This is a genomic window from Streptomyces sp. NPDC050534, assembly GCF_044457745.1.
Classification (GTDB): Bacteria; Actinomycetota; Actinomycetes; order Streptomycetales; family Streptomycetaceae; genus Streptomyces.
Map to the genome: position 1 here is coordinate 467,452 of NZ_JBITHF010000007.1, position 20,142 is coordinate 487,593.

The 20,142-nt window shown below is 70.5% G+C and carries 19 protein-coding genes and 1 riboswitch; of the genes, 15 read left to right on the plus strand and 4 right to left on the minus strand.

Going from position 1 to position 20,142, the window contains the following annotated elements; all coding sequences use genetic code 11:
- Positions 1-54 precede the first annotated feature (54 nt).
- The gene (locus ACIBN2_RS24995) at positions 55-942 is read right to left on the minus strand and encodes an RNA polymerase sigma-70 factor (RefSeq protein ID WP_399137340.1); all 888 of its coding nucleotides are present in this window, start codon (positions 940-942) and stop codon (positions 55-57) included.
- A 227-nt stretch (positions 943-1,169) separates the two neighbouring features.
- Positions 1,170-1,300: riboswitch (FMN riboswitch) on the plus strand.
- Between the two features lie 144 nt (positions 1,301-1,444).
- On the opposite strand from ACIBN2_RS24995, the gene ACIBN2_RS25000 reads away from it, so the two are divergent.
- From ACIBN2_RS25000 to ACIBN2_RS25040, 9 genes are all read left to right on the plus strand, one after another.
- Positions 1,445-2,050 carry a riboflavin synthase gene (locus ACIBN2_RS25000; RefSeq protein WP_399137341.1) on the plus strand — a complete coding sequence of 202 codons (606 nt, stop codon included), beginning with the start codon at positions 1,445-1,447 and terminating at the stop codon, positions 2,048-2,050.
- A complete protein-coding gene (gene pnuC, locus ACIBN2_RS25005) occupies positions 2,047-2,688 on the plus strand; it encodes a nicotinamide riboside transporter PnuC (protein ID WP_399137342.1) in 642 nt (213 codons plus the stop codon). Before ACIBN2_RS25000 ends, pnuC begins: the two co-directional genes overlap by 4 nt.
- Positions 2,685-3,974, plus strand: coding sequence for a bifunctional 3,4-dihydroxy-2-butanone-4-phosphate synthase/GTP cyclohydrolase II (locus tag ACIBN2_RS25010; RefSeq protein WP_399137343.1), 1,290 nt, complete (start codon positions 2,685-2,687; stop codon positions 3,972-3,974). The genes pnuC and ACIBN2_RS25010 overlap by 4 nt, the downstream gene beginning before the upstream one ends.
- Before the next feature lie 35 nt (positions 3,975-4,009).
- Positions 4,010-4,495, plus strand: a complete 486-nt coding sequence (ribH, locus tag ACIBN2_RS25015) for a 6,7-dimethyl-8-ribityllumazine synthase (protein ID WP_399137345.1) — start codon at positions 4,010-4,012, stop codon at positions 4,493-4,495.
- A 34-nt stretch (positions 4,496-4,529) separates the two neighbouring features.
- Positions 4,530-4,802 (plus strand): phosphoribosyl-ATP diphosphatase, encoded by a 273-nt coding sequence (locus ACIBN2_RS25020; protein WP_028423093.1) that lies wholly within the window; start codon positions 4,530-4,532, stop codon positions 4,800-4,802.
- Between the two features lie 49 nt (positions 4,803-4,851).
- The gene (gene hisG / locus ACIBN2_RS25025) at positions 4,852-5,709 is read left to right on the plus strand and encodes an ATP phosphoribosyltransferase (protein WP_399137347.1); all 858 of its coding nucleotides are present in this window, start codon (positions 4,852-4,854) and stop codon (positions 5,707-5,709) included.
- A 13-nt stretch (positions 5,710-5,722) separates the two neighbouring features.
- Positions 5,723-6,178, plus strand: coding sequence for a PH domain-containing protein (locus ACIBN2_RS25030; RefSeq protein ID WP_399137349.1), 456 nt, complete (start codon positions 5,723-5,725; stop codon positions 6,176-6,178).
- 235 nt (positions 6,179-6,413) lie between these two features.
- Complete coding sequence (locus ACIBN2_RS25035) at positions 6,414-7,739, plus strand: hemolysin family protein (RefSeq protein WP_399137350.1); 1,326 nt, start codon at positions 6,414-6,416, stop codon at positions 7,737-7,739.
- Complete coding sequence (locus ACIBN2_RS25040) at positions 7,736-8,821, plus strand: hemolysin family protein (RefSeq protein WP_399137352.1); 1,086 nt, start codon at positions 7,736-7,738, stop codon at positions 8,819-8,821. Before ACIBN2_RS25035 ends, ACIBN2_RS25040 begins: the two co-directional genes overlap by 4 nt.
- Positions 8,822-8,847: 26 nt before the next feature.
- On the opposite strand, the gene ACIBN2_RS25045 is transcribed toward ACIBN2_RS25040, so the two are convergent.
- Both ACIBN2_RS25045 and ACIBN2_RS25050 read right to left on the minus strand, forming a co-directional pair.
- Positions 8,848-10,710 carry an AAA family ATPase gene (locus tag ACIBN2_RS25045; RefSeq protein ID WP_399137354.1) on the minus strand — a complete coding sequence of 621 codons (1,863 nt, stop codon included), beginning with the start codon at positions 10,708-10,710 and terminating at the stop codon, positions 8,848-8,850.
- Between the two features lie 429 nt (positions 10,711-11,139).
- Positions 11,140-11,793, minus strand: a complete 654-nt coding sequence (locus tag ACIBN2_RS25050; protein WP_399137356.1) for a uridine kinase — start codon at positions 11,791-11,793, stop codon at positions 11,140-11,142.
- A 217-nt stretch (positions 11,794-12,010) separates the two neighbouring features.
- On the opposite strand from ACIBN2_RS25050, the gene ACIBN2_RS25055 reads away from it, so the two are divergent.
- From ACIBN2_RS25055 to ACIBN2_RS25075, 5 genes are all read left to right on the plus strand, one after another.
- The gene (locus tag ACIBN2_RS25055; RefSeq protein WP_399137357.1) at positions 12,011-12,961 is read left to right on the plus strand and encodes a hypothetical protein; all 951 of its coding nucleotides are present in this window, start codon (positions 12,011-12,013) and stop codon (positions 12,959-12,961) included.
- A gap of 73 nt (positions 12,962-13,034) precedes the next feature.
- Entirely contained in the window at positions 13,035-14,489 is a 1,455-nt protein-coding gene (locus ACIBN2_RS25060; RefSeq protein WP_399137359.1) for an amino acid permease, read from the plus strand.
- Positions 14,490-14,717: 228 nt separating this feature from the next.
- Positions 14,718-16,061, plus strand: a complete 1,344-nt coding sequence (locus ACIBN2_RS25065; RefSeq protein ID WP_399137360.1) for a peptidase C39 family protein — start codon at positions 14,718-14,720, stop codon at positions 16,059-16,061.
- 142 nt (positions 16,062-16,203) lie between these two features.
- Complete coding sequence (locus ACIBN2_RS25070; RefSeq protein WP_399137362.1) at positions 16,204-16,344, plus strand: SCO1431 family membrane protein; 141 nt, start codon at positions 16,204-16,206, stop codon at positions 16,342-16,344.
- A 120-nt stretch (positions 16,345-16,464) separates the two neighbouring features.
- Positions 16,465-17,124 (plus strand): TetR/AcrR family transcriptional regulator, encoded by a 660-nt coding sequence (locus tag ACIBN2_RS25075; RefSeq protein WP_399137363.1) that lies wholly within the window; start codon positions 16,465-16,467, stop codon positions 17,122-17,124.
- A gap of 52 nt (positions 17,125-17,176) precedes the next feature.
- Here the strand turns inward: ACIBN2_RS25075 and ACIBN2_RS25080 are convergent, their stop codons facing one another.
- Complete coding sequence (locus tag ACIBN2_RS25080; protein ID WP_399137364.1) at positions 17,177-18,400, minus strand: glycoside hydrolase family 18 protein; 1,224 nt, start codon at positions 18,398-18,400, stop codon at positions 17,177-17,179.
- A 352-nt stretch (positions 18,401-18,752) separates the two neighbouring features.
- On the opposite strand from ACIBN2_RS25080, the gene ACIBN2_RS25085 reads away from it, so the two are divergent.
- Positions 18,753-19,925 (plus strand): acyl-CoA dehydrogenase, encoded by a 1,173-nt coding sequence (locus ACIBN2_RS25085; protein WP_399137366.1) that lies wholly within the window; start codon positions 18,753-18,755, stop codon positions 19,923-19,925.
- The last annotated feature ends 217 nt before the right edge of the window (positions 19,926-20,142 follow it).

Consider the following 20,142-nt stretch of genomic DNA (forward strand, 5'->3'; position numbering starts at 1 on the left):
GGAACGCCCTTCGGCAGCTCAGACCAGGCAGCCCGTCCCCGATGTGACAGATCGCTACGCGTGCGTGAGCTGACGTTGCGCGAAGTTCAGCTTGTCAGGGTTCATCACGGCCCGGACATGCGAGATCAGACCGTCCCGCACCTCGAACGCGACCATGCCGAACAGCGCGTCGCCGTCCCAGACGGCCAGTCCCTGCGCGCCGTTGACCTCGGGCCTCGTGAAGGCGAGCCCCGCAGTGAACCGCTCGACGACGCCCGCCACGAGCCGCGCCACCTTGTCGGGTCCCTCGACCGCGCGCAGGGCGGCGCGGACCTTGCCGCCGCCGTCGCTCGAGAACGTCACGTCCGCCGTCAGCAGCTTCTCCAGACCGGCCAGATCGCCGTCGCGGGCCGCCGTGATGAACGAGGTGACGAGCTCCTCCTGCTGCTCGGGCACCGGCTCGAATCGGGGCCGCTCCTCGCTCACCCGCCGTACCGCACGCCGGTACAGCTGGCGGGAGTTGGCCTCGGTCAGGTCGAGTGCGTCGGCGATCTCACGGTGCCCGTACCCGAAGGCCTCGCGCAGCACGTACACCGCCCGCTCGGTCGGGGAGAGCCGCTCCAGCAGGACCAGCATCGCGAGCGACACCGCCTCGCGCTGCTCGGCCGACTCCAGGGGGCCGAGCGTCCCGTCCGAGGTGACCACCGGCTCCGGCAGCCAGACCCCCACATAGCTCTCACGCCGGGCCCGCGCCGAGGTCAGCCGGTTGAGGCAGAGGTTGGTGACGACCTTGGCGAGCCAGGCCGCGGGGTGCTCGATATCCGCGCGATCCGCCCCGCTGAAGCGCAGATACGCGTCCTGGACCGTGTCCTCCGCCTCGTCGGCCGAGCCGAGCATGCGGTAGGCGAGACCGAACAGCCGGGGGCGGTGGGTCTCGAACTCGTCGGCGATCGCGCTGCTCATGGCCACCACCCTGCCAGAGCGGCCCGGCCCGGCAGTTGAAGGCCCGGCGGCGGGCAAGGGCCGTCGTCACCACCGCCGGACCGGATCGTGGAGTCAAAAGGACTAGACCAAAGGATCCAGCAGATCAGGCCAGTTGAGAAGTCCACCGTCACGTCCTGTGAGCCAACGCACACCGGCCGCCCGTATGGACCTCGATCAGGCGTGGCACACTGGCTCTGTACCAGAAGCAGCGCACTCCGGGGTCGGTGAAAGTCCGAACCGGCGGTTACAGTCCGCGACCCGGCCGCTTCCAGCGGCCGGTTGACCAGGTGAAATTCCTGGACCGACGGTTAAAGTCCGGATGGGAGGCAGTGCGCGGCGGGCGGGCATTCGTGCGCGCCGCCGTATCGGCTTCGTCCTGCGGGACGAGCGTGTCCGGCGTCGCCCCCGGTGTCCTTGCTCGTTCATTCTGTCGTCATCGACAGGCCCCGGAGTCCGTGCCCGAAGAGGGAGGACCCGGGAAGTGTTCACCGGAATCGTCGAAGAGCTGGGCGAGATCACGGCCGTCGAGAACCTCGGCGACGCCTCCCGCTTCCGGCTGCGTGGTCCCGTCGTCACCGACGGCGCGAAGCACGGCGACTCCATCGCCGTGAACGGGGTCTGTCTCACCGTCGTCGACCACGAGGGCGACGAGTTCACCGCCGACGTCATGGCGGAGACCCTCGACCGCTCCAGCCTCGGCGCACTCGCCGTCGGCTCCCGCGTCAACCTCGAGCGCCCCATGGCCGTGGGCGCCCGCCTCGGCGGTCACATCGTCCAGGGCCATGTCGACGGCACGGGCGAGATCCTGGAGCGCAAGCCCTCCGAGCACTGGGAGATCGTGAAGGTCTCCCTCCCCGCGGACCTGACCCGCTACGTCGTCGAGAAGGGCTCGATCACGGTCGACGGCATCAGCCTCACCGTGGTGGAGGCCGGCCCGGACTACTTCACGGTCAGCCTCATCCCGACCACCCTCGCCCTGACCACGCTCGGCCACAAGCAGCCCGGCGACCCGGTCAACCTCGAGGTGGACGTCGTCGCCAAGTACGTCGAGCGCCTGCTCGGAAGCAGCCAGGGGGTGGCCCGGTGAACTGGCTGAACTCCGAGGCGTTCACCCTTCTCGGCCAGCGCATCATCCGGTCGGACATGATCGGCAACGTCCTCGGCCTGATCGCCCTCGCCCTGGGTTGGCGCCGCTCCCTGCTGACCTGGCCGGTGCAGTTCCTGTCCGGCCTGGTCCTCTTCGTCGCCTTCTACGGCCACCTCGCCGGCAGCGCGGGCAAGCAGACCGTCGTCATGGTCGTCGCCCTGTACGGCTGGTGGCAGTGGAACCGCAACAAGGGCCAGGCGGAGGACGGCCACATCACCCCGCGGTTCGCCACCTGGCGCGAGCGCGGCGCGATGATCGCCGCCGCCGCGGCCGGCACGGTCGTGGTCGCCCTGCTCTTCAAGGCGTACCCGTCCCTGTCCTGGGACCCCTGGCCCGACGCCTACATCTTCGTCGGCACCGTCGTCGCCATGTACGCGCAGGCGCGCGGCATGGTCGAGTTCTGGATCGCCTGGCTCCTGGTGGACGTCGTCGGCGTCCCCCTCAACTTCGCCAACGGCTACGCCTTCTCCGGCTTCGTCTACGTCATCTACGGCGCACTCGTCCTGTGGGGCATGCGCGACTGGTGGCTGCGCTCCCGCAGGGCGCCGCAGCCCGTCCTGGAAGGAGCGCCGGCATGACCTCGGCACCCGTTCTGTACAGCACCGACGGCATCGAGGACTGGTCCCTCGACCCCATCGAGCAGGCCATCGCCGACATCGCGGCCGGCCGCCCCATCGTGGTGGTCGACGACGAGGACCGCGAGAACGAGGGCGACCTCGTCGTCGCCGCCGAGAAGGTCACCCCCGAGATCGTCGCCTTCATGATGAGCGAGTGCCGCGGCCTGATCTGCGCCCCCATGGAGGGCGAGGAGCTGGACCGGCTCGAGCTGCCGCAGATGGTCGAGGACAACACCGAGTCGATGAAGACCGCGTTCACGGTCTCCGTCGACGCCTCCGGTGCGCACGGTGTCACCACCGGCATCTCGGCCGCCGACCGCGCCACCACGCTCCAGCTGCTCGCGAGCGGCGACGCCGAGCCGTCCGACCTCGTGCGCCCGGGCCACATCTTCCCGCTGCGCGCCCGGGCCGGCGGCGTCCTGACCCGCGACGGCCACACCGAGGCGGCCGTCGACCTCGCTCGGCTCGCGGGGCTCCGCCCGGCCGGCGCCATCGTCGAGATCGCCGGCGAGGACGGCCGCATGCTGCGGCTGCCCGAGCTGATCCCGTTCGCCCGCAAGCACGGCCTGACGATCATCTCCATCGAGGACCTGATCGCCTACCGCCGTACCGCCGAACCCACCGTCCGCCGTGAGGCCGAGACCCAACTGCCCACCAAGCACGGCGAGTTCACGGCCTACGGCTACCGCTCCACCGTCGACGGCGTGGAGCACGTCGCGCTCGTCCACGGCGAGATCGGCGACGGCGAGGACGTCCTGGTCCGCGTCCACTCCGAGTGCCTGACCGGCGACATCTTCGCCTCCCTGCGCTGCGACTGCGGCCCGCAGCTGGAAGCCTCCCTCAAGCGCATCCAGGCCGAGGGCAGGGGAGTGGTGGTCTATCTGCGCGGTCACGAGGGCCGCGGCATCGGGCTGCTGTCCAAGCTGCGCGCGTACGAGCTCCAGGAGCGTGGCCGCGACACCCTCGACGCCAACCTCGAGCTCGGCCTGCCCGCCGACGCCCGGGACTACGGCGCGGGCGCCCAGATCCTGGAGGACCTCGGCGTGCACAGCGTCCGCCTGATGACCAACAATCCCGACAAGACCGACGCGCTCGTCGCCCACGGGCTCAAGGTCACCGGCCGGGAGCCGATGCCCGTACAGGCGGGCGAGCACAACCTCCGCTACCTGCGCACCAAGCGGGACCGGATGGGGCACGACCTGCCCTGGCTGGACACGGCTCCCGTGTCCACCTGCGGCAACCAGTAAGAGATCCTGAGAAGGCACAGAGGAGACACGGGAACGTGAGCGGCAAGGGCGCACCGGAGCTGTCGGTACGGAACGTCGGGGACCTGCGGGTCGCCGTCATCGCGGCGCAGTGGCACGAAAAGGTGATGGACGGCCTGGTGGACGGCGCCCTGCGCGCCCTGCACGACCTGGGGATCGACGAGCCGACCCTGCTGCGGGTCCCCGGCAGCTGGGAGCTCCCGGTGGTCGCCAAGGTCCTCGCGGGCCGCGGCTACGACGCGATCGTCGCCCTGGGCGTCGTCATCCGCGGCGGCACCCCCCACTTCGAGTTCGTGTGCCAGGGCGTGACCCAGGGCCTGACCCAGGTGTCCGTCGACACCGGCGTCCCCGTCGGCTTCGGCGTGCTCACCTGCGACACCGAGGAGCAGGCCCTGGACCGCGCCGGTCTGGCGGGCTCCAACGAGGACAAGGGGCACGAGGCGGTGACGGCGGCGGTGGCTACCGCGGCCACCCTCCGCTCAGTATCTGAACCGTGGCGCTGACGCAGAGCCCGCGTGGCATAGGCTGAGCGTCATCATGTCCAAGAAGACGTTCGAGGAGCTCTTCACCGAGCTCCAGCACAAGGCCGCGCACGGTGACCCCGCCTCCTCCCGCACCGCGGAACTGGTCGGCAAGGGCGTCCATGCCATCGGCAAGAAGGTCGTCGAAGAGGCCGCCGAGGTCTGGATGGCCGCCGAGTACGAGGGCAAGGAGGCGGCTGCCGAGGAGATCTCGCAGCTGCTGTACCACGTCCAGGTGATGATGGTCGCCCGAGGGATCTCCCTGGACGACGTCTACGCCCACCTGTAAGCCGCCCCGCTTCAGACACCCACCCCATCACGCGAAGGAAGCCGACCTCATGCTGCGCATCGCCGTCCCCAACAAGGGTTCCCTGTCAGGCCCTGCGGCGGAGATGCTGCATGAGGCCGGCTACCGGCAGCGCCGGGAGTCCAAGGAACTGCGGATCGTCGACCCGACGAACGAGGTCGAGTTCTTCTACCTCCGCCCCCGGGACATCGCGATCTACGTCTCCTCCGGCAAGCTCGACATCGGCATCACCGGCCGCGATCTGCTGATCGACTCCGGCGCCGACGCGGAGGAGATCCTGCCGCTCGGCTTCGCCCGCTCGACCTTCCGCTTCGCGGCCAAGCCGGGCACGGCGAACGGCCTGGAGGACCTCAAGGGCCGCACCGTCGCCACCTCCTACGAGGGCATCGTCGAGGGCCACCTCGCCGAGCACGGCGTCGACGCCTCCGTGGTCCACCTCGACGGCGCGGTGGAGACGGCCATCGAGCTCGGTGTCGCCGAGGTCATCGCCGACGTCGTCGAGACCGGCACCTCGCTGCGCAACGCGGGTCTGGAGGTCTTCGGCGAGCCGATCATGAAGTCCGAGGCCGTCGTCGTCCGCCGCACCGGCGTGGACGCCGAGGAGGCCGCCGAGCCGAAGGTCCAGCAGTTTCTGCGCCGTCTCCAGGGTGTCCTGGTGGCCCGGACGTACGTGATGATGGACTACGACTGCCGCGTCGAGCAGCTGGAGAAGGCCGTGGCCCTGACCCCGGGTCTGGAGTCCCCGACCATCTCCCCGCTGCACAATGAGGGCTGGGTCGCCGTCCGCGCCATGGTCCCCACCCGGGACGCCCAGCGCATCATGGACGACCTGTACGCGATCGGCGCCCGGGCCATCCTGACCACGGCCATCCACGCCTGCCGTCTCTGAGGGGCGCACAGAGATGTCCGAACTGCCCGCTCTCCCCGTCACGTTCCGGCCGGGCCGCACCCGGGCCGTCCTGCTCACCTCCGGTGCCGTGATCTTCGTCGTGATCACGGTGGTCGCGCTGATGCTGGAGCCGCTCGGCCCCGGCGAGCGCCTGAGCTTCGTCGTCACGGGCGCGCTCCTCTTCGGCGTGCTCGCCGTGCTGGCCCGGGTGAAGGTCGTCGCCGACGAGTCCGGCGTCACCGTCGTCAACATCGCCGGTCGGCGGCACCTGGAGTGGGCCGAGATCGTGCAGGTGAACCTGCGTCCCGGCGATCCCTGGGTGTTCCTCAACCTCAGCGACGGCACCAGCCTGCCGGCGCTCGGCATCCAGCCCGGCATCGCCAAGGAGCGTGCCATCGCCGACGCACGCACGCTGCGCGCGCTCGCCGAGGCCCGTTCCATCCGCGATCCCGAGCAGCGCCAGGGCTGACCCCCGGCGGTTTCCGGGCCGACTCGGGGACGTCCACCCTGACGTACTGCCCCCTGTCTTGATTAATCTGTTGTCGGAGGCGTTGTCGTTGCGCCCCCGCCGCCGATGATTCCGGCCGGTCTTCACCGGCCCTCGGCGGTCCCCTGCTACCCGAGGAGTGATTCCCTCCAGCGATGGACGGATCGTCCGGCAGTACCTGCGCCGCCCCCTCACGCCCTAACGAGGCGGCGGCATCATGACCACCTCCCTGCTGCTTCTCGCAGCGGCATTCCTGCTCATCCTCGCCAACGGCTTCTTCGTGGCCGCGGAGTTCGGCCTGGTCACGGTCGAGGCGACGGACGCCGAGAAGGCGGCCGCCGAGGGTGACAAGCGGGCCCACCGGGTCGCCGAGTCGCTCCGGGAGCTGTCCTTCCAGCTCTCCGGCACCCAGCTCGGCATCACCATCACCTCCCTGGTCGTCGGCATGCTCGCCGAGCCGGCCCTGGCGCGGCTGCTGCACGGGCCGTTCAGCGCGATCGGCATCCCGCACGGCGCCGTCCCCGGTGTCGCGGTGATCGCCGGCATGCTGCTGGCCTCCGCCGTGCAGATGGTGATCGGCGAACTCGTGCCCAAGAACTGGGCGGTCTCCAGGCCGATGCAGGTCGCGCGTTTCGTCGCCGGCCCGCAGTACGTCTTCGCCCGCCTGTTCCGCCCGGTCATCGCCGCGCTGAACACGGTGGCCAACCGGCTGGTGCGCGCCCTGGGCGTCGAGCCCGCCGAGGAGCTGGCCTCCGCCCGGACACCCGGCGAGCTCGTCTCGCTGGCCCGGCACTCCGCGCAGGCCGGCGCCCTGGAGCAGGACACGGCCGACCTCTTCGTACGGACGCTGTCGCTCGGCGAACTGACCGCGCAGCACGTCATGACGCCGCGGGTGAAGGTCAGCGCCCTGCAGTCGTCGGCGACCGCCGAGGACGTGGTCAACCTCACCCGGGCCACCGGCCTGTCCCGTTTCCCGGTCTACCGGGAGCGGATCGACGAGGTCGTGGGCATGGTCCACCTCAAGGACGCCCTGGCCGTCCCGGCGCGCGACCGGCTGCGCACGCCCGTGGGCCGCATCGCCCGCCCGGCCCTGCTGGTCCCCGAGACGCTGCCGGTCCAGCCGTTGCTGGCCCAGTTGCGCAGCGAGCAGCCCATCGCGGTCGTCGTCGACGAGTACGGCGGCACGGCGGGTGTCGTGACGCTGGAGGACATCGTCGAGGAGATCGTCGGCGAGGTCCGCGACGAGCACGACGGGCAGGACGTGCCCGAGCTCGCCGCCGCTCCGCCGGAGGAGGGCAGGCCCGCCTGGGACGCAGACGGCAGCTGCCGCGTCGACATCCTCCAGCGCATAGGCCTCGACGTGCCCGAGGGGCCGTACGAGACCGTCGCCGGTCTGGTCGCCGACCGGCTGGGCCGGATCCCGGCCGTCGGCGACAAGGCCGAGCTGCCGGGCTGGCGGATGACCGTGCGCCGTGTGGGCCACTACCGAGCCGAACGGGTCCGGCTGGTCCGGACCGGTCCGGTCGTGGAGGTGGCCCGATGAGCGTGCTCCAACTCCTGTTCGCCGGCCTCCTCGTGCTCGCCAACGGCTTCTTCGTCGGCGCCGAGTTCGCGCTCGTGTCCGTGCGCCGCAGCCAGATCGAACCACTCGGCACGGCCCGGGCCCGCCAGGTCCTGTACGGCCTGGAGCGGCTGCCGCAGATGATGGCCGCGGCCCAGTTCGGCATCACCGTCTGCTCGCTGACCCTCGGCGCGGTCGCCGAACCGACCGTCGCGCACCTGCTGGAGCCGGTCTTCGAGTGGATCCACCTCCCGGACGGGGTGATCCACCCGCTGGGTTACGTCATCGCGCTCGCCGCCGTGGTCTTCTTCCACCTCGTCATCGGCGAGATGGTCCCGAAGAACCTGGCGATGGCGGCGCCGGAGAAGGCCGCGCTGTGGCTCAGCCCCGGCCTGGTCGCCTTCGCCCGCCTGTGCAGGCCGATCACCGTCTCCCTCGGCGCCTGCGCGAAGGGCGTGCTGCGGCTGTTCCGGGTCGAGCCGAAGGACGAGATCGAGGCCGTCTTCACCAGCGAGCAGCTCAACCGGCTGGTGGAGGACTCCGGGCAGGCGGGCCTGCTCGACCCCGAGGAGCAGGAACGCCTCGAGGACGCCCTGGAACTGGGCTCCCGCCCGGTGACGGACGTGCTCCTGGGGCGGGAGTCCCTGGTGACGGTCCCGCCGTCGGTCACGCCGGGCCGGATCGTCGAGCTCACCGCGCACACCGGCTACTCCCGCTTCCCGATAGCGGCGGAGAACGGCGCCTTCATGGGCTACCTGCACGTGAAGGACGTGCTGGACCTGGAGGACTCCGACCGGGCGGTGCCGCAGCAGCTGTGGCGGCCCATGACGACCCTGCGCTCCGAACTCCCGCTGGACGACGCCCTGACGGTCATGCGCCGGGCCGCCACGCATCTGGCCCAGGTGGCCGACGCGTCCGGCCGGGTGCTGGGCCTGGTCGCCCTGGAGGACGTCCTGGAACTGCTGGTCGGCGAGGTCACCGACCCGGCGCACCGCGACGTGCCGCCGGTGAAGGTGACCGAGCCGCGCTCCAGCGGAGAGCCGGAGAGCGCGCTGACCGGCTGACACCGGGGGCCGGGGCCGCGGGTCCGTCACATCGGCGACGGGTCCTGCGGCCCCCGGCCCGACAGCACCTCGCCGTACGCCTGCATCAGGTCCGGCAGCCGCAGGGTGGAAAGGTCGTCACGGGACAGCGCTCCCGGATACGTGGACAGCCGAAGGTCCCGGTAGGCGCAGCTCTTCTCGTACAGCGTCCGCAGGAACCGGCCGTTGCCGAGCTCGTCGATCCATCCCTGGTCCACCACGTGCCCGGCGATCGACCGCAGCTCGTCGAGGGCCTCCTCGTCCCACACGTCGCCGTTCTCCGCGGCCAGCACCTCGCCGATCGAGGTGAGTTCGAGCGGGCGGTAGGACGGGAAGTCGACGCGGGTGGTGAACCGGGAGGACAGGCCCGGGTTGGCGGCCAGGAGGCGGTCCATGCCCTCCGGGTAGCCCGCCAGGATGACCACCAGGTGATCGCGGTTGTCCTCGGCCCGCTTCAGCAGCACCTGCAGCGCCTCGTCGCCGTACGCGTCCCCCTTGCCGTAGCCGGAGTTGGAGAGCGAGTACGCCTCGTCGACGAAGAGCACGCCGCCGATCGCGGAGTCGATCAGCTCGTTGGCCTTCACCGCCGTCTGGCCGAGGTACTCGCCCACCAGATCGGCGCGTTGGGCCTCGACGAGGTGGTCGCCGCCGAGCAGGCCGAGGGCGTAGAAGACGCGGCCGAGGATGCGGGCCACGGTGGTCTTGCCCGTTCCGGAGGGGCCGGAGAAGACGAAGTGCCGCTTCGGAGGCTGGACGGGCAGGCCCTGGTGCGCACGCAGCCGCGCCATGTTCAGCTGCGCCGACAGTGCCTTGACCTGGCGCTTGACCGGCTCCAGGCCCACCATGCCCTCCAGCTCGGCGAGCGCCTCCTCCAGCAGCAGGGAGTCCGTGGGGCCCGCGGGCAGCGGAGACCCGGCGGGGCCGGTCTTCTGGCGCACCGCCGGGTCGATCGCCGACGGGAGCGGGCCGACCGGCGGGAGGTCGGAGTCGGGCAGCCTCAGGTCCCGGCCGTCCACGCCGAAGAGCGGATCCAGCGTGTCGGGGCCCTCCAGGGCGTCCTGTCCGCCGGAGAGCGTGATCGCCGCGAGGTCGGTGGCCTCGTCGTAGCCGTCGCCCTCGGCGATCGCCGCGAGCCGGGCCGAGGTGTCCATGAAGGCGGGGTCGACGCGGTGCACGGCGCGGTACAGGGGGAGTGCGGCGGCCGAGCGGCCCGTGCCCTCGTGCGCCCGCGCCAGCCAGTAGCGCAGCTCCTTGCGCTGCGGCTGCTCGCTGCGGCAGCGCATCAGAGCGGCGGCGAGAAGGGGTTCGGCCTGTCCGTACATCTCCAGGCGCACCCGCGCCATGCCGCCGAACAGGCCCGCCTCGATGCCGAGCAGCGGGTCCTCGATCAGCGGGTCGGTGTGCCGGACGAGCTGGTCCCAGTCCTTGACGAGATAGGCGCGGCAGGCGTGCAGGAAGCGCACCTGTGGGTCGGCGTCCACGGGCGGCAGGCCGGCCAGCGCCCGGTCCAGTTCCGGGACATGGCGGCCGTCCAGCCAGTGGGAGGCGTGCGCGAGCAGCAGATCGCGCGGGCTCTCCAGCACGGGCTGCACCCACCAGCCCAGCCAGTACCAGGAGTTGAGGGAGCGGCGGTGCCGGGCACGCTGCTCGCCGAAGCGGTCCCGGTGCCGGAACATCCGTAACAGCGCGGTCGTCGTGTCCACGCGCAGCGCGTGCAGTCCGAGCCAGCCGTCGGCCATGCCCGGATCCATCCGGACCGCGGCCCGGAACTCCTCCTCCGCCTGCGGATAGGCGCCCATGGTGTAGGCATCCACACCCCGCAGCCAGGCGAGGTCGGCCGGGGCCTCGGGGCCCTGCGTGCCGAAGTCCATCACGTCCCCCACAAACCGTGCCCCCGTCGGTTGACCGCCGGACCGTCGTTGCGACGGCCGCCTTGATCGAACCGCCGTACCGCGGACCGGAGTTGTGGTGCGCGCAGCCGTCCGTCAGGTCGCACCGAAGGCATCGTACCTGCGCCGGTGTCGCCCGCCGAAGGGTGCCGCACGGGCCGTTTGACGAGGTGGGAGCAGATGGGGCGCACTTCGGACGGTGACCGTGGGTGAGCGAATCACACCTCGGAGCGTCCGGAAAAGTGGGGTGAGGGCAGAACGAAGCCCCCGATCACGGGGGAACAACCGGGGGCTTCGCGTCTGCGGGTGGCCTCGGAGGGCCACACATTGAGAACGTAAGACCTGTACGGCCCCCCGGTCAAGCGGAGTTGGGGCACTCCGGGAACTTCCCCGGGGATGGTCTTCACAAGTTCAGCACACTGCCGTTGGTCCGTCACCGTGCGTGAGCGACTGGTCCGGTCCAAAGGTCTTCGCGGGCCCCGGGAGCACCTCGTACCCCTTCTCCAACTGCCGCACCAGGAGGTCGGCGAAGGGCCTCGAGGGGTCTTCGGCGAAGTGTCGTCGTTCCGCCCTGACCCACCCGGCCCAGAACTCCCGCTGCTCCTCCCCGTCCCGCCGCCGTCCACGCGTCCAGGACTCCTCGTGCGGCAACTCCATCCACAGCAGCGCCGCGAGATACGGGCGCAGGGCGCGGCGGCCCGCGCCGACGCCCTCGATCAGGACCACCGGCGCCGCCGGGAGGTCGCGGGGCGGCCCGAAGGCGCGGGCGTGCCAGTCGTAGGGGGCGTAGCGGGCGCTCTCGCCGCGGCCGAGCGGCCTGATCACCTGGGCCAGCAGCCGGCCGGTCCACTCGAACAGCTCGTCGTGGCTGGCGATGTCGTCGAGGCGCAGCACGGGCGCCCCGCCGAGTGCGTGGGCCAACTGCCCGGCGAACGTGGACTTTCCGGAGCCGGCGTGCCCGTCGACGCCGACCAGGCGGACCGGGCCGCAGGACGGCGGGAGGCGGCGGAGCCGGGAGGCGAGCGTGTGAATGGTCGTTTCCTCCGGGCGGTGCAGGCTGGGCATATTCGGCGGGAACATTCTAGTGGTGGGTGAAACCGGGGCGAATGGGCGGGGCGGAAATAGTGCGACGTTGAACTAGTTGTTGGCTGGTCGTCAGCCAGTGTTATTCCGGTCCGATAACCGCGGCACGCCATGTCGATAACCGCGTTCCGGTTGCGCTCGCCGCTGAGTAAGGTACGGGTGCGCAACTGCGAGGCGTCGTACGGGGAGACAGGAGCAGATGGCCGCCGGGTTATTCGAGGGGCAGTATGTGTGGCATCCGGCGGCGGACGACCGGCTGCTTGCGAATGTATGCGTCGACGTACGGGCCGGCCGCTACCGCAGTGCCCACGAAGCCCTCGTCGAAACGCGCGGGGACGCGGGGCTGCGGGCCCACCGCTCCCTGGTGCTCGCTTCGGAGGCCGCCGACTCCGACCTCACCGAGCGCTGGCTGGACGAGGAGCCGAGCCCCGAGGCCGCGCTGCTGTGGGCCCGGGTGGCGGTGCTGCGGGCGGTGCGCGCGGCCGACACGCGCGACGAGCGGGCCAAGGCGCTGGAGCGGATCGCGCTCGCGGCCTGCGACCGGGCGGCCACGGCGGACCCGCGCGACCCCACGCCCTGGACGGCCCGGCTGGCCATGGCCCGGCTGCACCGGCTGAGCGACCCCGCCCCGCGGGGACTGCTTACCGCACCGCCCGGCCCGTGGCGGCTGTTCGCGCACATCCTGTCCCTCGACCCGTGGCACCGCGAGGCCCACCACCGTTTCCTGGCCTGCTTCTTCAGCCGCAACGGCGGTTCGGTGAACGCCGCCTGGGACGTCGCCGCCTTCCTCGGCCAGCGCGCACCCGCCGACTCCCCGCTGCGCCTGCTGCCGCTCGTCGCCCTCGTCGAGAGCTACAACCCGGCCCAGCTGCTCGCCGACAGCATCTGGGAACAGCCCCAGTGGCGCTCCACAGCCCTCGCGATCTACCAGAACTGGCTGCCCGCGGCCACGGGTTACCGCTTCACCCCGGTGCTCGACCTCGCCTACCTCGCGCACGCGCTGGTCATGGGCAAGTGCGAGTTCGAGGCGCGTGCGGTCTTCGCGGCGACGGGCCCGTACGCCTCCCGGATGCCCTGGTCCGCCTTCGGTGAGCCGGCCGAGCAGCTGTCCCGAGCCCGCCGCGCCTGCGGCCTCCCCGTCCCCCCATAGAGAGAAAGGCCGGCACGTGTCAGAACGCACGGCAGAACCGACTGAGCTGGACGACGACGCCACTCTCCACGCGATGGGTTATCCGAGAAAACTCACCCGCCGCTTCAAGGCGTTCGACAATTTCGCCATCTCGTTCACCATCATCAACATCATATCGGGCATCTTCTCGAGTTTCGGATTCGGTATGAATGCCGGCGGTCCCCGCATTCTGGTGTTCGGCTGGATCGGCGTCTCCGTCATGGTGCTCTTCGTGGGTCTCGCGATGGCGGAAGTCGCCTCCGCCTATCCGACGAGCGGTGCGCTGTATTTCTCCGCGGGCAAACTCGCCAGACGCCACAAGGGCGCCTGGTCCTGGTACACGGGCTGGTTGAACTTCGTGGGCCAGATAGGCGGCACGGCGGCCACCGGCTACGCCGCCGCCACCTTCATCCAGGCCTTCGTCGCCCTGCAATGGCCGTCGTACGTGCCGACCGCCCACCAGACCGTGCTGATCACGGCCCTGATCATCGTGCTCCAGGGGCTGGCCAACACCTACACCGTCCAGTTGGTCGCCCTGCTCAACCGGATCTCCGTATGGTGGCTGCTGATCGGGCTCGTGGTGATCGTGGGCGCCCTGACCGTCGGTCCCGACCAGCACCGGTCGGCGTCCTTCGTCACGCATTTCGCGAACAACACCGGTTTCACGAGCGGGATTTACGGCGGCATGCTCGGCCTCCTCGTCACCAGCTGGACCTTCACCGGCTTCGACGGCAGCTTCCACATGTCCGAGGAAACGGTGCGCGCCACGGTCAACGCCCCGAAGGGGATCACGCGGGCGATCGGATACTCGGCGATCACCGGGCTGATCCTCATGCTCGCGTTGGTCTACAGCATTCATGACTACGACCATGTGGCGAGCGCCTCCGCTCCGCCCGTCCAGATTCTGATAGAGGGGCTCGGTCTCACCACCGCCAAGGCGCTCCTGCTGATCGTGATCGGCGCGATGCTCTTCTGCGGACTGGCGAATCTCACCAGCAACACCCGGCAGATCTTCGCCTTCTCCCGCGACGGCGCGATGCCCGGCTCCCGCTGGTGGCACACCGTCTCCTCCCGTACCCGCACCCCGGTCAACGCCGTCTGGCTCGCGGTCGTCTGCTCGCTGGCCCTGGTCCTGCCCGGCTGGTGGTCGCACACGGCGTTCACCGCGATCGTCAGCGTCAACGTCGTCGGGCTGTTCCTCGCCTACGGCGTGCCCATCCTGCTGCGACTGCGGCTGGGCGACGAGTTCCAGGCGGGGCCGTGGCACCTGGGGCGCTGGGGCCGTCCGGTGGGCGTGGTCGCGGTGGCCTGGATCATGCTCAGCAGCCTGCTGTTCATGCTGCCGCAGGCCTCGCCGATCACCGTCGACTCCTTCAACTACGCGCCGATCGCCCTCGCCGTCGTCCTGGTCGTCGCCACGGTCTGGTGGTTCGCCACCGCCCGCCGCCGCTTCCAGGGACCGGTCAGCTACGGCCGCCCGGACGAGGTCGCGGCGATGGACCTGATCTGAGTGCCGGTGCCCGGCGTGCCCCCGCGGACCCGCCGGGCCGCACGGTTCAGCAGGTCACGCCAGTGGTTCAGACCAATATTCATGGGCGTGGCATGAGCCGAAGTGCTGGCAGGACGTCCCACCTGCGGCCATAGTTGGCGCACACGCAGCAAGCACCGCAGCAAGCACCGCGGCGCAACGCTGTCTTCGGACCCGCACCGACTCGGACACCTGGGGGTCATTCCGCCCATGAGCAGAGCCGAAAAGCCGTCCCGCAGAACCGTTCTGGCCGCCGCGGTCGCCGCGGCAGTGGTGGGCCCGGTGGTCACCGCCGGCGTCGCCGAGGCCGCCGAGGCCCCGGCCCGGCCGGTCGACTACCGCGCCTGGACCACGCACCACGACTGGCGCACCGGCACCGCGAAGGGCGTCCGCGCCGTCGCGGGCGCCCGGCCCGGCGTGGTGATCGCCGCACCCGACGGCACGACCGACTACACGGACCCGCACACCGGCACCACCGCCACCTGGGAGTACGCGACCTGGACGTCCCCCGTCCACAGGCTCCGCGTCCCCGCCACCGAGACGATCGCCTCCTGGAACGCGCACACCCCGGCCGGCACCTGGCTCCAGGTCGAACTGCACGGCACGTATTCCGACGGCACGGAGACCCCCTGGTACGTGATGGGCCGCTGGGCGGCCGGCGACCAGGACATCAAGCGGACCTCGGTGGACGGCCAGACCGACGGCAAGAGCACGATCTGGACGGACACCTTCGCGATCGACGACGCGACGACGGGCCTGCGCCTGGTCTCGTACCGCCTCCGCCTCACCCTCTACCGCAAGCCGGGCACCAGGCTCACGCCCACGGTGTGGCGGCTCGGCGCGATGGGCTCCGACATCCCGGACCGTTTCACGGTCCCGGCCTCGACGCCCGGCCTCGCCCAGGAGCTGATCGTCCCGCGCTACTCGCAGGAGATCCACAAGGGCCAGTACCCCGAGTACGACAACGGCGGCGAGGCGTGGTGCAGCCCCACCTCCTCGCAGATGATCATCGAGTACTGGGGCGGCCGGCTCACCCCCGAGCAACTGTCCTGGGTGGACCCGAGCTACGCCGATCCGCAGGTCGACCACGCCGCCCGCTTCACCTACGACTACCAGTACGAGGGCTGCGGCAACTGGCCGTTCAACGCGGCCTACGCGGCGACGTACAAGGGGCTGCAGGGCGTGGTCACCCGCCTCGGCTCGCTCACCGACCTGGAGACGCTGATCGCGGCCGGCATCCCGGCCATAACGTCCCAGTCGTTCCTCAAGGAGGAGCTGACGGGGGCGGGTTACGGCACCTCGGGTCACCTGATGACGATCATCGGCTTCACCGCGGACGGCGACGTGATCGCCAACGACCCGGCCTCGCCGAGCGACGAGGCGGTCCGCCGTGTCTACAAGCGGCGCGAGTGGGAGAACATCTGGCTGCGCACCAAGCGCTACAACGCCGGCGGCAAGGTCGTCTCCGGCACCGGAGGCGTCTGCTACCTGTACTTCCCGGCACATCCCACGGCCCACCAGTGCAAGGCGCTCGCGGCGGTCGGCGTCCGCTGAGCCGTCCGGCACCGTGCGAAGGCCCCGGGAGACCGGGGCCTTTCCCGTGTGACCAAGGTCTCGGCCGGCAAGGCCGCGCGAGGTGGCAGGGTGGACGAACAGATGGGGGATTCCACCACATACCCGAGCACAGCGAGACGCCATGACCGCAGACTCAGCCACCGCCGCCCGCACCCGCACCGGCGGCCCCGAGGGCGACGGCCCGAAGATCTTCGAGCACGTCATGGGCTGGACCCTCGTCGTGGTCGTCGCGATGCTCGTCGCCCAGCTCGGCCTGCTGTGATCTGACCCATACCACTCCGGGTCTCCCCGCGCCCGCTCGTCGATCGGACTCGAACGAGTGGCCGTGGTTGTTCTGACATACTGCGGTGGTCCCGCCGCCCGCTGGAGACCAGGGTCGAAATTGAAGATCAGCCAACAGAGCGAGGCCACCCGCCCCCGGGCGCGCGGTACCGAGCGCTCGCTGGCGCGTCGCGCCGAACTCATTTCCATCGGGCGGAAGTTGTTCGCCGACACGTCGTACGACACGCTCTCGATGGACGACATCGCGCGGCAGGCACATGTCGCCAAGGGACTGATCTACTACTACTTCCAGTCCAAGCGCGGCTATTACCTGGCGATCATCCAGGACTCCGTCGCCGACCTGGTCACCTACGCTGCGAGCGGTGCCGAACTGGAGCAGGTGGACCGGGTCCACCGCACCATGGAGGGCTATCTGCGCTACGCCGAGCAGAACCAGGCGGCGTTCCGCGCGATCGTCAGCGGCGGCGTCGGCTTCGACGCCGAGGTGCACGCGATCCGGGACGGGGTGCGCGAGGCGATCATCGCGACCGTCGCCGAAGGGGCCTACGGCCGCACGGACATAAGCCCGCTCGCCCGCATGGGCCTGCTCGCCTGGGTGTGCGGCGTCGAGGGCGCCACGCTCGACTGGATCGACCGCCCCCGTATCTCCCGTGAGCAGATGCGCGAACTTCTGGTCAAGATGCTCGGCGGCGCCATGCGGGCCGTGGCGGAACTGGACCCGTCCTACCCCGTCCCGGCCGCCGCCCGCCGGGACTCGTGACCAAGGGGCGAAGGCTCCCGCGCCTCCGCCCCCGATCACCGTACAGCCGCGGTCAGTTGATGGCCTTGATCAGTTCACCGTTCGCGGTGTCGCCGCTCAGCTCCCAGAAGAACGTGCCGCCGAGTCCCTGCTGGTCCTTGTACGTCATCTTCGTGCCGATGGTGGCCGGGGTGTCGTAACTCCACCAGTCGTTCCCGCACTTGGCGTACGCCGTGCCGCCCACCGTGCCGGTCGCCGGGCACTTGTTCTTCAGCACCTTGTAGTCGTCGATGCCCTGCTCGTACGTCCCCGCGGCCGGACCCGTGGCGGTGCCGCCGGGTGCCGCCTGCGTGACGCCGGTCCAGCCGCGGCCGTAGAAGCCGATGCCGAGCAGCAGCTTGGACGCCGGTATGCCGAGGCCCTTGAGCTTGGCGATGGTCGACGAGGTGTTGAAGTCGGCCTTGGGGATGCCGGAGTAGGAGGTCAGCGGCGAGTGGGGGGCCGTCGGCCCGGCCGCGTCCCAGGCGCCGAAGTAGTCGTACGTCATCGGGTTGTACCAGTCGACGTACTGGGCGGCGCCCGCGTAGTCCGCCGCGTCGATCTTGCCGCCGCCGGTGGCGTCGGCCGTGATGGCCGCGGTGACGAGCTTGCCGCCGCCGAACTTCGAACGCAGCGCCGCCATCACGTTCTTGAAGGCGTCCCTGCCGCTGGTGTCGCAGGTGTTGCCGCAGGCGTTCGGGTACTCCCAGTCGATGTCGATGCCGTCGAAGAGGCCCGCCCACTTGGAGTTGTTCACCAGGTCGTAGCAGGACTGGGCGAACCCGGCGGGGTCCTTCGCGGCCTCGCCGAAGCCGCTGGACCAGGTCCAGCCGCCGAAGGACCACAGGATCTTCAGGCCGGGGTGCTTCTTCTTCAGCTTCAGCAGCTGGTTGAAGTTGCCGCGCAGGGGCTGGTCCCAGGTGTCGGCGGCGCCGTCCACCGACTCGCCGGCGGTGTAGGCATTGTCGGTCGCCGCGTACGAGTCGCCCATCGCGCATTTGCCGCCGGTGACATTACCGAAGGCGTAGTTGATGTGCGTCAGCTTTGCCGCCGAGCCGGACGTCTCGACGTTCTTGACGTAGTACTTGCGGTCGTAGGTGCCCCATTCGGTGAAGTAGCCGACGACCTTGGAGCCGGCGGCCTCCTGTGCCGAGGGCCTGGCGGAGGCCGTGCTCGCGCCGGCCAGCAGCCCGGCGCCCAGAGCGGCGCAACAGGCGGCGGACAGGAGCGCCTTCATGCGGGTGTGGGGGAAGTGCATCGGGTGTCTCCTCGTGGGGGAGAGGGGAACGCGCGCCGATTGGCATGAACGCGGTAAAGCGTTGGTCATGAACAGTAGGAGGACTAGACCAGTGCGGTCAATGGTGCGGACCAATCCCACGGGGAATGCGCGGCGCTTCGGCGGGGGCCGGGATATTCTTGAAGTAAGCGGTCGTTAACTGGTGACGGGTTGCCTCCGATCGGGCATACTCACAGCGCACAGCCGCTGGTCAGCAGCTTCCGAGACCCGGGAGAGCGGAGCATCGGCCCGGCCTCAGTACGACCCGGCGGAGCCGCCCCCACCCAAGGCGTGCATCCGCCGATGTGCCCGAAACAGGGAGGAGAGCGTCGACATGCCCGACCGCGCCCCGCAGCCGGTGGACCGTCAACTGCCCACGGACGAGGCCCGGGATCTGATCTCGCTCGTCCGTGACATCGCCCAGCGCGAGATCGCGCCCACGGCTGCCGAGGAGGAGGGAGCCGGCCGCTTCCCGCGCGAGGTCTTCACGCTCCTGTCCCGGGCGGGACTGCTCGGCCTGCCGTACGACTCCGAGTACGGCGGCGGCGACCAGCCCTACGAGGTCTACCTCCAGGTCCTCGAGGAACTCGCCGCGGCCCGTCTCACGGTGGGCCTCGGCGTCAGCGTGCACACGCTGGCCACGTACGCGCTCGCCACCTACGGCTCCAAGCAGCAGCAGGTCGAGCACCTGCCAGAGATGCTCGGCGGCGGCCTGCTGGGCGCCTACTGCCTGTCCGAGCCGTCCTCCGGCTCCGACGCCGCATCCCTGCGCACCAAGGCCGTGCGTGACGGCGACCAGTGGGTGCTGACCGGTACCAAGGCGTGGATCACCCACGGCGGCATCGCCGACTTCTACACGGTCATGGCCCGCACCGGTGAGGACGGCCCGCGCGGGATCTCCGCCTTCCTGGTGCGCGGTGACGCCGAGGGGCTCAGCAGCGCGGCTCCCGAGAAGAAGATGGGCATGAAGGGCTCACCGACCGCGCAGGTCCACTTCGACGGGGTGCGCGTGCCGGACGAGCGAAGGGTCGGCGAGGAGGGCCAGGGCTTCGCGATCGCCCTGTCCGCGCTGGACTCCGGCCGGCTCGGCATCGCCGCCTGCGCCATCGGACTCGCCCAGGCCGCGCTCGACGAGGCGGTCGACTACGCCACCGGGCGGCAGCAGTTCGGACGCCCGATCGCCGACTTCCAGGGGCTGCGCTTCATGCTCGCCGACATGGCGACCCAGGTCGAAGCCGGCCGGGCGCTCTACCTGGCGGCGGCGCGGCTGCGTGACGCCGGGCGGCCGTTCGCCAAACAGGCGGCCATGGCCAAGCTGCACTGCACGGACACCGCGATGAAGGTGACGACGGACGCCGTGCAGATCCTCGGCGGATACGGCTACACCGCCGACTTCCCGGTCGAGCGCTACATGCGCGAGGCCAAGGTGCTGCAGATCGTCGAGGGCACCAACCAGATCCAGCGGATGGTCATCGCCCGTCACCTAGCCGGTCCGGAAACCCGCTGAACTCACCCGGTGCCACCTGCGGGGCCGCCAGTCTGACCCACTCCGGGTCGTGGCGGCCCGGCAGCGTGCGGCCCCGGTCGGCCCAGGTGCGCATCAGATCGCGGTAGATCGGCGGGTCCTGCGGCTGGGGCGGCGCGGGCGGAACCGTTCCTGTAGGGGGCGGAACGAACACGCGGCGCTGACGCCCGATGGCGGAGTAGGTGGGGGTCATACCAGG